The organism is Alteromonas sp. Cnat2-8 (assembly GCF_022348355.1).
Classification (GTDB): Bacteria; Pseudomonadota; Gammaproteobacteria; order Enterobacterales; family Alteromonadaceae; genus Alteromonas; species Alteromonas macleodii.
The window spans coordinates 208,673-224,278 of the sequence record NZ_JAKREX010000006.1 but is presented as its reverse complement, the minus strand read 5'-3'; the positions used below and the strand labels follow the sequence as shown (position 1 = coordinate 224,278).

11 protein-coding genes are annotated in these 15,606 nt (G+C 44.2%); 7 read left to right on the top strand and 4 right to left on the bottom strand.

Going from position 1 to position 15,606, the window contains the following annotated elements:
- Positions 1–2 precede the first annotated feature (2 nt).
- From MHN00_RS16860 to MHN00_RS16850, 3 genes are read left to right on the top strand one after another with little or no spacing between them, the layout of a single operon-like run.
- Positions 3–1,544 (top strand): mannitol dehydrogenase family protein, encoded by a 1,542-nt coding sequence (locus MHN00_RS16860; protein WP_239301881.1) that lies wholly within the window; start codon positions 3–5, stop codon positions 1,542–1,544.
- Positions 1,544–2,182 carry a bifunctional 4-hydroxy-2-oxoglutarate aldolase/2-dehydro-3-deoxy-phosphogluconate aldolase gene (gene eda / locus MHN00_RS16855; protein WP_014979614.1) on the top strand — a complete coding sequence of 213 codons (639 nt, stop codon included), beginning with the start codon at positions 1,544–1,546 and terminating at the stop codon, positions 2,180–2,182. The genes MHN00_RS16860 and eda overlap by 1 nt, the downstream gene beginning before the upstream one ends.
- A complete protein-coding gene (locus MHN00_RS16850; protein WP_239301879.1) occupies positions 2,179–3,150 on the top strand; it encodes a sugar kinase in 972 nt (323 codons plus the stop codon). The genes eda and MHN00_RS16850 overlap by 4 nt, the downstream gene beginning before the upstream one ends.
- 144 nt (positions 3,151–3,294) lie before the next feature.
- On the opposite strand, the gene MHN00_RS16845 is transcribed toward MHN00_RS16850, so the two are convergent.
- Positions 3,295–4,230 carry a rhamnogalacturonan acetylesterase gene (locus MHN00_RS16845; protein ID WP_239301877.1) on the bottom strand — a complete coding sequence of 312 codons (936 nt, stop codon included), beginning with the start codon at positions 4,228–4,230 and terminating at the stop codon, positions 3,295–3,297.
- A gap of 203 nt (positions 4,231–4,433) precedes the next feature.
- The gene (locus MHN00_RS16840) at positions 4,434–7,133 is read right to left on the bottom strand and encodes a TonB-dependent receptor (RefSeq protein WP_239301876.1); all 2,700 of its coding nucleotides are present in this window, start codon (positions 7,131–7,133) and stop codon (positions 4,434–4,436) included.
- Between the two features lie 681 nt (positions 7,134–7,814).
- Here MHN00_RS16840 and MHN00_RS16835 point away from each other — a divergent pair.
- From MHN00_RS16835 to MHN00_RS16820, 4 genes are all read left to right on the top strand, one after another.
- Positions 7,815–9,020, top strand: coding sequence for a glycoside hydrolase family 88 protein (locus MHN00_RS16835; RefSeq protein ID WP_239301875.1), 1,206 nt, complete (start codon positions 7,815–7,817; stop codon positions 9,018–9,020).
- Between the two features lie 33 nt (positions 9,021–9,053).
- The gene (locus tag MHN00_RS16830; protein WP_014976841.1) at positions 9,054–10,520 is read left to right on the top strand and encodes a glycoside hydrolase family 28 protein; all 1,467 of its coding nucleotides are present in this window, start codon (positions 9,054–9,056) and stop codon (positions 10,518–10,520) included.
- Positions 10,521–10,533: 13 nt separating this feature from the next.
- Positions 10,534–11,724 carry a pectinesterase family protein gene (locus tag MHN00_RS16825; protein ID WP_239301874.1) on the top strand — a complete coding sequence of 397 codons (1,191 nt, stop codon included), beginning with the start codon at positions 10,534–10,536 and terminating at the stop codon, positions 11,722–11,724.
- 91 nt (positions 11,725–11,815) lie between these two features.
- Complete coding sequence (locus tag MHN00_RS16820) at positions 11,816–13,939, top strand: response regulator (protein WP_014976843.1); 2,124 nt, start codon at positions 11,816–11,818, stop codon at positions 13,937–13,939.
- Between the two features lie 52 nt (positions 13,940–13,991).
- Here the strand turns inward: MHN00_RS16820 and MHN00_RS16815 are convergent, their stop codons facing one another.
- Together MHN00_RS16815 and MHN00_RS16810 are read right to left on the bottom strand one after the other, a co-directional pair.
- Positions 13,992–14,879 carry a WYL domain-containing protein gene (locus tag MHN00_RS16815; protein ID WP_239301873.1) on the bottom strand — a complete coding sequence of 296 codons (888 nt, stop codon included), beginning with the start codon at positions 14,877–14,879 and terminating at the stop codon, positions 13,992–13,994.
- A 115-nt stretch (positions 14,880–14,994) separates the two neighbouring features.
- Positions 14,995–15,606 carry a PEP-CTERM sorting domain-containing protein gene (locus MHN00_RS16810; RefSeq protein ID WP_014949888.1) on the bottom strand — a complete coding sequence of 204 codons (612 nt, stop codon included), beginning with the start codon at positions 15,604–15,606 and terminating at the stop codon, positions 14,995–14,997.

Here is a 15,606-nt window from a genome sequence, read left to right as displayed (position 1 = left end):
TCATGACAAAGCCGTTATCAATTTCAACGCTACCTCTTTTAAGTGACAGCGTAAGTAAACCAAATTACGATCTGGAAGCAACCGGTTGTGGCATTGTGCATATTGGTCCAGGCGCCTTTCACCGTGCGCACCAAGCGTATTATACCGAAAAGGCGCTGGCTTATGGCGGTGACTGGCGCATTCACGGTGTGTCAATGCGCAGCGCATCTCTTAAAGAAGCGTTGAGTACACAAGACAATCTCTATGCGTTGTGTATTGTTGATAACGAGCCTGAAACCCACATTATCGGCTCAATTAAAACCCTTTCTACATTAGCAAATGATCGTGAAGACATTGTTGCTGCACTGGTAAACAAGCAAACTAAAATTGTGACGCTTACCGTGACAGAAAAGGGCTATTGCCTTAATGCGCAAGGTCATCTAGATACTGATCATCCGGATATTAAAGCTGATTTAGTCACGCCAGAAACACCGGTAAGTGCAGTTGGCCTAATTGTGCAAGCGCTAGCACAACGTAAGCAGGCAGGCTATGCAGATATTACCATTATCAGCTGTGACAACGTGTCAGACAACGGTAAAAAGCTGCAAAAAGCGGTGACCGAGTTCGCCAATAAAACGGACGAATCACTCGGCCAATGGATCAGCGAGAACATCGCCTTCCCCTGCACTATGGTTGACAGTATTACGCCAGCAACTGAAGACAGCTTTAAAGCCAACGTTGCCGCTGAGCTGGGTTTAACTGATAACTGGCCTATTCAGCGAGAGGCATTTACTCAATGGGTGGTTGAAGATAATTTTTCTGGCCCACGACCCGCTTGGGATAAAGTTGGCGTTACTTTTACTCATGATGTGAGCTTCTTTGAAAAAGCTAAGCTTCGCATTCTAAACGGCACACATTCAACACTGGCCTACATAGGGTTATTGCTTGGCAAGGAAACCGTATTCGACGCAATGCGTACCCCAGCCATAAAGCAACTGATTCAAACCATGTTGAAAGAAGAAATTGTTCCGTCTCTATCCAGTGATAACGAGAATGCCGATAGCGGAACACAAGACTTTGATCTGAACGCTTACGCACAAGACATTGTTAAGCGCTATGAGAATAAGCATATTCGCCACCTGTTGTCGCAAATTGCTTGGGATGGGTCACAGAAAATCCCATTTCGAATTCTCGACACAGTACGCGATAACCTAAAAGCAAAACGAAATATTGATTTGCTCTGCAGTGCCGTTGCGGCCTGGTGCCTATTTGTAAACAACAAGGCACGTCTAAACGAAACTATCACTGACCCGCTAGATAGTATGTTAAGGGCCACAGCAAAATCGGTAGACTTTCAGGCAATAGAACTTGCTAAAAAATTGCTATCTCTTGAAACCATGTTCGCTGAACTGTCGGTAAACACTACGTTCAAAGAAAAAGTGCTCGAAAAAGTTAATCAGCTGCTTAACATTTTATCGCACGAAAACAGCAACGAAGGTCAGCAAGGTTCTGCTCCCACTACGTTAACAGAAAGTTCGCTAGATTCACTAAAAGGAACCGCGTGATGAAAAGTACCTTTTCCATGCTTAAAGGCGCCCCATTACTCCCTATTATTCAGCCTAAATCTGTTGACGAGGGGCTTCACCTAGCAGAAGCAATTGCAAATAGCGGCCTGTGCAACATAGAAGTAGTGAAACGCAGCGACGCAGCATTTGAAGCCCTGTCAGCGATTAGAAAACAGTTTCCTGAACTCGTTGTGGGCATGGGCACATTGTTAAATCGCAACCACGTATTTGAAGCGTTGGATGCAGGCGCGCAATTTTTGATAACGCCCACAAGCTCAGAGACATTGCTCGATACACTGATTGCTTCAAATGCACCCTTTTTGCCGGGCGTCGCTACGCCTGCCGATATTCTTTTGGCGCACCAAAAAGGCATTCGCGAAATGAAGTTCTTCCCTGCGAGTCTTAGCGGCGGAACACCTTTTCTTAAAGCTATTTCAAGCGTATTTAGCGATGTTTCCTTCTGCCCTACCGGCGGCATTAATGGCGACAACGCGAATGAGTATCTCTCGCTTGGCAATGTAAGAGCAGTAGGCGGTACATGGATGATGCCGAAGGCAGCCATTGAAGCAAAAAATTGGCAAGCTATAACTTTGGCATGTCAACAAAGCCTAACATTGTTTGATGAGGCTGCGGCATGAGCATAGTTGATACCAACCAAAGAATGGTTATTTTTGGCGAGTGCATGGTAGAGCTTCGAAGCACTCAGCGTGAGTCATCAGTTAGTAGGCGCGATGAAAACACAGATAATAATCTGATGGCGAAAAGCTTTGCTGGCGACACGTACAACACTGCGGTTTATTTAAAACGCTGCTTGCCTTCATCTTCCATTAGTTACTTAACGGCGATCGGCGCAGACTTTTTAAGCGATGAGCTGCTGTTTAAAATGGGTGAGCACGAAATTAACACTGATTTAGTGTTTCGCTCGTCGTCGCGTAACCTTGGCCTGTATATGATCCGCAACGACAACGAAGGTGAAAGAACCTTTGCATATTGGCGTAACCAATCTGCAGCAACACAGACGCTCAACATTATGAAGGGCGCTGAATTTGCTTGTGATTGGTTTTATTTGAGCGGTATCTCTATTGCCATTTTAGATGACGAACAGCGCGCTACACTTTTCGAACTAATTTCGTCCCTCAAGGCCAAAGGCAGTAAGATTGCCTTTGATCCTAATTATCGAGCTCGCCTTTGGTCATCTCAAGAAGATGCCAAATACTGGACGGGTAAGGCATATGCTGAAGCAGACTTGGCGTTCCCAGGTGCAGACGACCATTTAATGCTGTTTGGCCACACTAATGCTGATGAAATATTTAGCTATTTAGCCGACAAACAGATTGAAGAAATCGTTATGAAAAACGGGGCGGTTGGCGTTCATATACTCCGTCAACAAGAACAATGTATTGTGCCTGTTGAGCGTGTTGAACAGGTGGTTGATACAACGGCTGCTGGCGATGCATTTAATGGCGGTTATATGGCCGCTCGACTTGCAGGTAGAAAACCTGTTGAGAGCGCGAGCTATGGGGCAAAAGTGGCAGCGACTGTGATTACCTACCCCGGTGCCATTATATCAGGTGATGCCTTCACTAATCACATACCGTCGCTATAGTCGGTATGTGGCATTCCTCTTTCTTTTCTCTTCTATTTCCTGCCATTGTAACCATAAGCAAGCACGCTAATTAAGATAAAGGCGCTCCCCCACTAAAAAACGCGGCACGCCCGCAATAACGCGCCACTTCATTTTTGTGTGAGCTTACAACGTGTCTCGATATACGTATTTTGCCAGTGGGTGCGCTGTCGCTTTTAGCTCTCGCACGAATATTTGCGCCATTTTCGCCGCGCCCACAACGTTCAAGTGAGTGTCGTCCGTTTTGCCTTCAGGGTAGCGCGCATAAAGGTCGGCGGGCACTTTAATGAAGTAATGGTTGCTGTTAGGCTCGCCTACCTGAGCGAGAAAATCGCAAGTTAAAGCGTTCATAGGAATAAATGGCACGTTATTTTGTGCTGCCACTTTCTTCGCTGCATCGGCATACGCCAGCAACGTCCGTTTTAACACACCTTCCTCAGTGAAATGACGCCGGCAAATACTACTTGCGATAATCACTGATGCCCCTTTTGCTTCAACATCCTGAACAAACTGATTCAAGTAAGCTGGATAAGCATTTTCCGGGTCGGCATAGCGAGCAGGATCCGACTGTTTTTGATCGTTATGACCAAACTGAATAGCCACAAAATCACCTTCAGACAGATCGGATAACAGAAGCTGCCAGCGTCCCTCATCTACAAATCGCTTTGTGCTTCTGCCGTTAGCCGCGTGGTTTTTAATATTAAGATTGGGCAGCATGAATTCAGGAAGCAATTGCCCCCACCCACGTTCTGGATACGACAACATAGGCTTGTCTGACATGGTTGAGTCGCCGACCAGATGTAGGGTAACTGGCTTTTTGTAGGGTGGAGCTTTTACAGCCTCTTCACTGCCTTTATTAGTAGCGCTTTGGATTGAAGCACTTTGGGAGCCCGAACTGGTAAGTGCATAAGCGCTAGATTGCGCCGCGTAACTAATGTGAAGTGTACTCGTGCCTTGCTGGTCTGCCACTGCAAAAGTACTCGATACAACAAAAACGCTTGCAAGACTGTAGCGCAGCGCGGTGAATATATTCCCTGTGGTGGGTTTACTTGAATTTTTCACACCTTTTCTCCTTTTCAATATTTCTATTGTTGCGATGCAAATTGCTCAAAAAGTGAGGTAGAGGCGTGCTGAACTCCTCCCTGCCCACACTTTTTGCACATAAAAAAGGCCATCATTACGATGGCCAAACACACCCGTCTTCACGGAACACAACATTTAATTATTATCTCAGGCTGGCCAACATAATTGCCCGGCCTGTTTTTTTACATAGTATAACGAGCGCCTAAGAAGAACTGACGGCCCGTGTGGTTGTACTCACGTACCAAGTTCAAAGAGCCATCACCCGTGGTAAACAAGCGCTCGTACTCATCGGTCAGGTTAATTACTTCAAAGGTCAACGTTAGCTCGTCGTTTACGTTATAAAATGACGAGAAATCTACCTGCGTAGGTCCTGTCGTACCGTGCGCAACGTTACCATTGCTGCCAGTAAAGTCTGTCAGGTAATCGTCGCGTTTGTTAACTGACACACGCGCACCGTATTGGTCTGTTTCGTAATACACCGTAAAGTTGTACGATGTTTCACTCATACCTTCGATGTCGTCAGCATTAACGTGCGTATAGTTCGACACGATACCCATGTTTTCGAACAGTCCTGGTAAGAAACTTAGCGGCTGCTGATAAATTAACTCATAACCGCTTACACTTCTGTCTTCAGCGTTAATTGGACTGCTATGCTCGTATGGAATAGTGCGTGGGTCTAGCGCAATTACAGGGTCAAACTGTGCATCGTTGTCGATAAAGTCGTAGTAAGCACTGTCGACTAAACGCTCTTCTGATGCGCGAACAATCCAGTTATCAATGTCTTTGTAGAACACTGTTGCTGCTAGTAGCGCTTCGTCATCGAAGTACCATTCAACACCAAAGTCAACGTTGTTCGACGTAAACGGATCTAGGAATGGGTTCCCCACGCTCACCGAGCCGTTAATATAATCAAAGCTTGGGTTACCAGGGTTTAATGAGTTCAGGCTTGGGCGAGTCATAGACTGTGTTAAGCCAAGACGAACAACTACGTCATCAGTTGCTTCAAGTGCTAAGTTAACTGCTGGTAAGAAGTTATTGTATTCGTTTTCGATTTGTACCGTTTCGCCTTGAATAAAGCCTTCAGAGGTTGTGGTTGTTTTCACATAACGCACACCGTAATTAGCGCGAAGTAACATGTCGGCAATCTCATAGCTCGTATCAAGCTCAAGGTACATAGCTGATGTTTCTTCGCCTACTTGCCAGCTTTGTGCAGAACGCGGTGTCCAAACCACATCTAACAATTGGCTATTAATAGCGTCAAAGTCGGCAACAAGGAACGGGTCAAGAGGGCCATCAAAACCACTTCCGAAATCGTCTACCGGCATAATTTCAGCAAAACCTACTGCCGAGTCTTGATCTGGGAAGCCATTTATTTGCTCTTCACTGTAGGTTACAACACGGTCATTGTAGGCAAAGCCAGCCTTAATAGTGACTTCATCACCTAAGTATGTCGCATCAAATTTGACCGTGTCGTTTTCACGCAATACATCAGTAGCACGTAATCGGCCATCGCTTAGATTATAGTTGCTTGCATCGTTAACATCGTAACCGTAAGTCACTTCTGGCGCGTTGCTGTTATTGCTAAAGTCAAAGCCGTAGCTGGTTTCTTCCAGCAGCGTCATATTGTAACGATATTGCTCTGAACGAGCGTCAGACTCTGCAGTGCCTGCCATCATATCAAGTTTAAGGTTTTCACCAATAAACCACTCGCCAGAAATTACAAATTGGCTAAAGTCAGTGGTTGATTCTTGTAAACGGCTTTCAATACGCGATTTAATACCGTCGTACGTACCAGCCAGCACCTGTTGACCATTAGGATGAACAGTAATAGAGGTAGGCGTAATTTCTTCGAATGTACTTCTGAACATGTGGAAGAAGTTATACATGGTACGGGTGTTATCAAGTTTAGACACTAAACCGTCTAGCGTTAGTGTGAAATTATCTGTTGCAGCCCACTGAATTGAACCGGTGAAGCCTACACGCTCTTGATCATTACCAAAGTAGTCAGGTCTAGGTAAACGAGGTGTCCATAAACAATTAATCGGGTCTACCGACTCACCTTCATACTGGCAATCATCTACGTCAGGTCTGCCGTTAACAACCGTGTTTGATGTATCGCCAAAGATGCCACCACCATCGCGAACTGGAGTAGTCCAACGAACTGTACCAAAACCTTCCTGTCTTACTGTGCGCTCTGAGAACGCGGCCGAGAAAAGCACACCGACTTTGTCGTCAGCGAAACGGTTGCTGATCATGAAAGCGGCGCGAGGATCGGTCTCTTCTGTAATGCTGTTATAGCCGCCTTGAAGAGATGAAACGAATTTAAAACCGTCGTAATCAAACGGCTTTGCCGAGTACAGATCAACCGTACCTGCAATGCCGCCTTCTTCCATAGAGGCGGTAGGAGATTTTTGAATATCTACGCGGTTGAACAATTCAGAAGCGAAAATGTTAAAGTCAAAGCCACGTCCACCGTTTACACCGCCACCTGAGTCAGTGCCATCTGTACTTGCTGGCACTTCCATGCCATTAAGTGTTGTGCGGGTAAATGAAGGGCTCAAACCACGCAAAGTAATTTGGCGCCCTTCTCCACCTTCACGAGAAATGGCTACGCCGGGTACACGTTGAATTGACTCAGCAATATTTAAGTCCGGGAATTTACCAATGTCTTGCGCAACAATTGATTCTTTACTGTTAACTGATGTTCGCTTTTCCATCAGTGATTTATTAAGTGATCCACGAAAGCCTGATACTTCAATGACTTCCATATTTTGCGCTTCGGTTTCACTGGCTTGTTCGTCTGTGGCTTCTTGCGCATGAATATGTGCGCCTGACAACGCTAGCGTAACAAGAACAGCGAGTTGCTTTTTCTTTGGTAACATTGTTGTTTCTCCGGTTTTTATATTTATAAGAGACGCGCATACTGACAAAAGGTGAAGATGCTTTTGAAACGTGTGTGAACTATTCAAATTTACACAAATTCAACATTTATCGTATTTAACCATTTCACTCCCCTTTATGCCACCGGATAACATTTTGGTGATTAATACCGTCAATGCTTTACATTTATCCGATAGCACGTCTTGGCTGTTAAGGAAGCGAAAACGCGTCAATTCTAATTCATTCTCTATAGTGGTCTCGTAAACCACCAAAACCTTGAATGAGAAGAGTTGCAGGGTACAGCTATGTTTTCTAATTAACGCAAAACTTCTCTTCGGCAATAATGTAAACCTCGAAAACAACACTCAAGCTTTACATTTGATTTACATCCTAAACAGTTATGCTACCGGTGGCAACAATTTTGTTGAAAAAATTTACAATAAGTAGAAATTTGATATGCAATGATGAAAGAAGAAGAGACTATAGAAACTAACCAAAGCAGGATGAGCAATTTAATTAAAACATTTAAATACAGTCATTTACGTCATATCGACCACTTTTTCAACGCGTAAAATAAAAGTTAAAAAATGTAAATAATTCCGTTGACATATGAGTAAATAAAAACCATTATGCTACCGGTAGCACAGAGTGTATTTACAATGTTATAAAAATAAGGGTTTGTTATGCTAAAAGGTATTCTACGCGCAGCTTCCGTTGTAGCTTGCACGGCGTTTGTTTCTTCCGCTGCTAATGCAAATGATTGGGTACAAATGCCTCTCGACAACACACAATCATGGTCTATGAGAATGATAGAGTCTGAGATGGTGCGTTTCCCAGAAGCTTGGCAAATCGATTGGGATGAAAAGCCACAATGGGATTACGTTCACGGTCTCAACCTTCTTGCCATAACAGAAGTCTATCAAGAGACTAAAGATCCCCGCCTCCTGTCTTATGTAAAAGGTTACTACGACATGTTGGTTCAACAAGACGGAAGTATCAAAACCTATGATATCAATAAGTTTAATATTGATATGGTTAACCCTGGTAAAGTGCTGTTTTTCCTCTATGAAGAAACCGGCAACCCTAAATACAAAAAAGCCGCTGACCTACTTAGAACGCAGCTTACTACTCACCCACGTACCGAGCAAGGTGGCTTTTGGCATAAGAAACGCTATCCAAACCAAATGTGGCTTGATGGCCTATACATGGGGGCCCCCTTCTACGCTGAATACATTGTTAAGTACGGCGATATGAAAGAGCTAGACGACGTATTTTTGCAATTTGAACTCATTGAAGAGCACCTTTACGACGAAAAAACAGGCCTCCCCTTACATGGCTGGGACGCATCTAAAAAGCAAAAGTGGGCTGATAAAGAAACAGGTCTTTCTCAACATCACTGGTCACGTTCGCTAGGTTGGTATGCTATGGCAATGGTGGATGTGCTAGAAGTTGTTCCTGCCGAACACCCAAAAACACCGTGGCTACAAGGGCGCTTTAAAGCGTTTATCGACGCTACGCTTACCTATCAACATAATTCAGGCACCTGGTATCAGGTTACTGACTTGGGAAGCCGTGAAGGAAACTACCTTGAAGCATCAGGTACAGCAATGTTGACCTACGCTATGGCTAAAGGTGCAAGCCTTAAGTTTCTTCCTGAGGAATACAAAGCTCACGCAGAAAAAGGGTTTGCTGGACTTCTTGATCAAATGATTTCGGTTAATCCAGAAACTAACGTTATCAGCCTTGAGCAAGTTTGCGCTGTTGCTGGTCTTGGTGGAAATCCATATAGAGATGGTTCATTCGACTACTACATGAGTGAGCCAATCAGAGCAAACGACGCGAAAGGTGTAGGCCCATTCATTCTGGTTGCACATTATTTGAATAAGTAAAAAGCGCTAAATTAAAAATAAAAGGGGTATATGATGGTCCGACCTAACTCACCGAATGCCAGACGTCACTTCTTAAAGTCTGGTCTCGCCACCACTGTTGCAGCTTCTGGGATGGCTGTAGGTGTTCCTACATTCCTATCCGGATGTGCAAATGTGACCGAAACGGGAAGGACTCAACGCCAGTGGGACGCCGAAGCAAACCTTATTAAAGGGATGATAAAGCGCCCCACCTTTGCAAAGCGCGAAGCTAATGTTACCGACTTTTTAAATGAAAATGGCAGTGACTTTAAGCAAGCGTTACATGCAGCTATCGACCAAGTCGCACGCCAAGGTGGTGGCAAAGTGGTTGTGCCAAAAGGCGACTGGCTATGCAGCGGCCCAATTCACTTACAGTCGAATATAAACTTGCATATTGAGGCAGGCGCAACAATTCGATTTTCTACCAATCCTGATGATTACAAACCATATGTTTTTACTCGCTGGGAAGGTATGGAGTTAATGGGTTACTCCCCTCTTATTTATGCTTTTGAGCAAAGTAATATCGCAATCACCGGCAAAGGTACGCTTGACGGTAGCGCGGCGAAAGACAACTGGTGGCCATGGAAAGGTAAGTGGAAGGCTTCAACATGGGGTGACGATCCGGTTGAGAACCAAAAATATACCAGAGACACGCTGCAAGAAATGGTAGAAAACGGGACACCCGTTAGTGACCGCGTTTTTGAAAATAATTACCTGCGCCCTCCGTTTATACAACCTTACCGCTGTGAAAATGTACTTATCGAGGGTGTTACCATCCTGCGCTCTCCATTTTGGTTAGTTAACCCTGTGCTTTGCAAGAACGTCACCGTTAACGACGTGTACTGTAAAAGTTTCGGCCCAAATTCGGACGGGTGCGACCCTGAAAGCTGCACGAACGTTCTTATCTCTAACTGTACATTTGATACAGGGGACGATTGCATTGCCATTAAATCTGGACGCAATGCAGACGGCAGAAGGGTCAATGTTCCCTGCAGTAATATCGTCATAGAACATTGCGAGATGAAGGCTGGCCATGGCGGTGTTGTAATCGGCAGTGAAATATCCGGCGGTGTAGAGAATCTCTATGCTCAGCATTGCACCATGAGTAGCCCTGATTTAGACCGCGGCATTAGAATTAAAACCAACAGTATTCGGGGTGGTCACCTAAAAAATCTAAACTATCGCAATATCGATATTGGGACGGTGAAAGACGCTGTTGTCGTGAATTTCTTCTACGAAGAAGGTGATGCCGGTAACTTCCCTCCACTACTGGAAGATATCACTATAGAGAACTTGAACGTTGCGTCAGCTAACCGGGCCTTTGTGCTTCGCGGGTATGACCATACGCCTATTTCTGGGTTGACGTTGAATAACATAACGATAAAACGTGCGCTTAAAGATGCCGTTATCGAAAACGTAGCGCATCTTTCAATAAACAATGTGTTTATTAATAGCCAACCATTTAACAAGCACGGGCTGTAGAAGAATAAATACTATGGAATTTAATAAAGCACGTGTCAGTCTTAGTTTAGCCTTTGTGTTGCTGGCAGGTATACTTTTCAGTGGATTAAGCGCGGCAATGCCAGCAACGACGGATGTAGTGGTAGCTAAATCACATGACAGTGACGTAAGTAAGGACGCTTTACCTCATTTTAACTCTGTGTCCCAAGCTGTTGCTTATATCGCGTCTCACAAGCCACAAAAAGATAAAGTATGGACCGTCTTTATTAACGAAGGCATTTATCGAGAGCGTGTCGTCATAAACGTTGATAATGTTCACTTTGTGGGTCAGTCGCAAGAAACAACGACTATCGTTTTCAATCGGTATGCAGGTCAACAAGTCGCAGAAAATGCTCAAGAAAAATGGGGAACTCGTCGCACTGCCACTGTGGAGATTTTAGGTGATAATATCACTCTGGAAAATATCACTATCACCAATGATTTTGATTATCCCGGTAACGAGGTCAAAGCAAAAGACGACCCTACTCGATTATCAGGTACGCAGGCAGTAGCGCTTAAAACCGATGTGAACTCAGATCGCACTTACCTTAAAAATGTCGCACTCTGGGGTTACCAAGATACCCTCTATTTAAAAGGTGACCGCGCTCTGATTGAAGGCGGAACAATAGCAGGACATATTGACTTTATTTTTGGTGAGGGCACCGCGTTTTTTGAAAGCGTTTCTATTGTTTCCCGTACACGTTATTCTGGCGGTGATAGCGAAGGACTAACAGGCTACATTACCGCCCCAAGCACTCATTTACAGCGTCCTTATGGGTTAACGTTCAATAACTGTAGGCTTGAAAGAGAACAAGGCGTTCCAGATGAAAGCGTGGCACTGGGAAGGCCTTGGCATCCTACAACCACCTTTTCAGATGGCCGATATGCAAACCCTTACGCTGTAGGTAAAACCACGTTTATCAACACCTATATGGCAGGTCATATCATCCAAAAGCGCTGGACTACTATGGGTGGAACTACGCCATCAGGTACAAAGAGACCATTTAATCCCCACACAGAAGCAAGATTTTCCGAGTACCAATCTCATGGAGAAGGTGCACCTAAAGCAGTCTCCTCACCAGCAATAAACTCTCATTTTCTGAATGATAAAAACGCGGCTTTTTACACTAAAGAGGCAGTATTGCGAGGCTGGGTGCCTAATAACATCTCGAACGATATTAAATAGAGCAACATAAGCGTAAGTAATTTGCTTGGCACATTGCGTAACCACTTGGTATCTATTATCTTTTAGTTATCACTGTGCCACTACTACCCTTATGTCTATACGTGTTCGTTATATCGTTGCGTTATTGCTAACCGCTACACTCGTCACTCTTTCTTTTATTGTTCTGTACGAATTAATCAGTGATCAGAAGAAAGATGCTGAAATTATCAATATCGCGGGTCAGCAACGCATGCTTTCACAGCGTATTGCGTTGCTCACCTCTACACCAAACATTTGCGAAGACAGTGAAGAGCAAAGGTATTTGGCGCAATCGTTAGCACGTTTCAAACAAAATCATCAACAGCTTGTGTCACTCGATAACCTTCCCGCCTCTATCTCTAATACTTACTTTAACGAAGGCCAGCTCGACAACAAAGTAAACCGATACATAAAAAGCGCCGATCAAATTTTAGATGCAGCACAGTGTCAGCCCACTACGCTTTTAGATATTCAAGCGCTGACATCGCTATTACAACAGCTTGATTATGTCGTCGCGCGGTTCGAGCAAGACGCCACTGCTAGAGTAGATGTGGTTCTTTCGATTGAAGTTTACTTATGGCTAGCCACACTCGCTCTATTATGTATCGAGGCAGCATTCATCTTTTCCCCTATGGAGCGCACCGTTAAACGGTCATTTGCCAAACTAACGAGCTTGAAAGAGCAAGCGGAAAGTTCGGCTGATGAGGCTCGTAGAGCAAGCAAAGCAAAATCAGAGTTTCTTTCAAGCATGAGTCACGAACTTCGCACACCAATGAACGGCCTGTTTGGCATGATCGAGTTGGCCATAGACAACCCTGACAAAAGCAACATCTACCTTAAAAAAGCCAAAACTGCTGGTAGGCAACTCCTTGTGTTAATCAACGATATTCTCGATATATCAAAAATTGAAGCAGGCAAAATCAAAATTGAACAGGCGCCAGTCGACCTATTACAAGTCTTGGACGATGTGGTGTCGTTACAGCGGGTTTACTGCCAAAGAAAAGGTCTTGAATTTCATTACTTAAAAGACCCTGACTTACCTCACGTCATTAAAGGCGATATCACTCGTATTTCGCAAATTCTGCACAACTTGTTAAGTAATGCAATTAAGTTTACTGAACAAGGTTCTGTCACGCTAAAGGTCACCTATACCAAACGCCCAAATGGCAATTATTTAAGCTTCGATGTTATTGATACCGGCATTGGTATCGAGTCATCAAAGCTTGATAATATCTTTAAGAAATTTGAGCAAGCCGACCAATCCACCACCCGTGAGTACGGAGGTACAGGGCTAGGGTTAAGTATTGCGAAGCAGTTGGCAAAACTCATGCTCGGCGACATCAATGTAACCTCATTTGTAGGCCAAGGAAGTACCTTCAGTTTTACCATGGCAGCGGAAGAATCTCAGCTGCCCGACATTAACGTTGAACCCAGTGCTAATTTGCGCTGTGCGATAGTTGATGATTTACAAACCAGCCGCGAATATTTTGAGCATGTCGTTACCTCCATGTCGATTGTGCCCCAAAGTTATGATAGTGCAAAAGCTTACCTATCAGACAGCCCACTGGCTTTCGACGTTATTATTCTTGATTTGTCTATGCCAGAGATGAGTGGGGTCGATTTGCTAGAACAGTTGAAGGCGATGAACCCAGATAAATTTCCTAAAATCATTCTTATCTCTGCTGAACTGGAACGACTAGAAGATGAAAATGATGTTTCTGAACTTATCTGGCGTACGCATGCTAAGCCCATTAATCGTCGAGAACTTGAGCATGATTTAGGAAGGTTAATTGAGACAAAACCCGTATCTCATAATGATGTTAAAGAAGGCAATAAGAAGAAACGCATACTGCTAGCTGAAGACAACGAAATCAATGCCGAAATCGTGAAGACTATATTGCAGTCAGAAGGCTATAAGTTCCTGCATGTTAAGAACGGAAAAGATGCCGTAGACGTGGGCAAGCGACATCAATTCGACCTTATTTTGATGGACTGCAATATGCCCGTCATGGGAGGAATTGAGGCATCAACAATATTACGCAAGGCACTGGAGGTTGACACACCAATTGTTGCGCTCACTGCAAACGCCTTCGCAGAAGACAAAGAAGAGTGCTTGGCTGCCGGCATGACTGACTTTTTAGCCAAGCCTTTAGACAAAGACACGCTGCTGGTTTGTATCAAGAAATATATCGGTTAGCTGTATGTACTAACACTCAACAAGGAGCTGTTTGGCAGGCCACTTCCACATTTTATACGGTATAGGGTTCTTGCTCTGCAATGTACCCTGGCGCGATGGCTAAATTGTCGGTATTCGCAAGGCTCTGCTGATTCCTAAGCCAAAGTTGATACTCTCCGGTACGTAAGCTTGCATGTTTTGTACAATCAACATTCCAGCGTCTAAGCAGGTATCCCGCCATGGCAGCCCGTACTTCCAATGTAAGCACGCCTTCTTCCATGGCGTAATCAAGCTCTATTGCGGTAGCATACTTAATATTCTTAGGATGCGGCACAATTTCAAGTGAGATAAGTCGTCCCCACTCTTCATCACAATCTATGCATTCATGGATTTCAGGTTCTGCTTTAACCGTTACCTTACTAATTCGAGTTAGCACAAAATCTCTAAAACTTTGTGATTTTCTGTCGAATGCGCGAACATGCCAGCGTTGACCGTTGTCAACAATACTGTGAGGCACTAACTCTCTTGCGCCACTGCCGCTTGAAAGCGACGTATAGATTACGCTCATCGCCTTTTTGTTCACGATGGCTTGTACCACTTTCGCCACCACGAAAATATCAGGGACATTAAGTGAAGATGCACTTTCAACAGGGAAATGTATGTCACCGATCGCATCAAATCCATCTGATATGTCGTTGGCAAGCTTCACAAGGGTTCGCTTTGCATCGTGTTCAAAAACCGGAATAAAGCTTTCTGTTTGAAAGTAACGTTTTTCCCTTGGATCGTAGACTAAGTTATCAGGGGCGAGCTCTTTGTATAGTGTAAAGTCACGAGAACCAGCCGATAGTCCCACTTCAAAGCGATTTATTAAGTCTTGGCGATGAATAGCCCCTTTAAACAAAAGGCAGAAGTCGATATACGCCAGTCGTTGGCGTTGAGAAAAAGAAATGGTTTCTAACATGGTGCGCACTTATTGTATTTTTATTCAGTGTGGTTTATTTAAAGCCGTATGTAAATAGTAATAGAAATAAAAAAGCCCAGCACGTGGCTGGGCTTAAACTTTTAGCCATTAAGGTTTATGACTTCACACGTTTGCGAGCGAAAAACATACCACCTAAAGCCAGAAGCGAAAGCGCGAAGGTACCTGGTGCAGGTACTTCTGCAATACTGAAACTTGCGCTACTCACTTGTATAGGCGTCAGCTGCCCCCCTTGAGAGCCTTGAAAAATGTAAGAACCTGACAACCCATCAATTGTAATGTCACCAACAGACTGTGCGATAAATTGCACGGTGTATAAACCAATCACTGGTGTCTGCAGTTGATAGAACAAATCAATTTGTTCCAAGTAAGCTAGTGAACCTATCTCTAAAATTCCCCCCGGTAGAAAAGGAGGTAGAAACATCTCTAACACTGGGTTCCCCAAGCTGCTAACTGAGCCAAAAGGATTTAACGTAGAAGCGCCAATAAAACTCAAGAGCGAATCGTTAAAACCAATTGTCGTGTTATATACATCAAACGGTTGCGGAAACGGTACGATACCTAAAAAAGCATCTTCATTAGAAAAGCTTACCGTCGCCGTGATAGTTTCTCCTACTTGATAAATTGATTTATCCGTAGAGATTTCAATTATTGCGGCATTTGCATTAAAAGTAGCAATTGCCAATACCATTAAAATAATTTTTTTCAT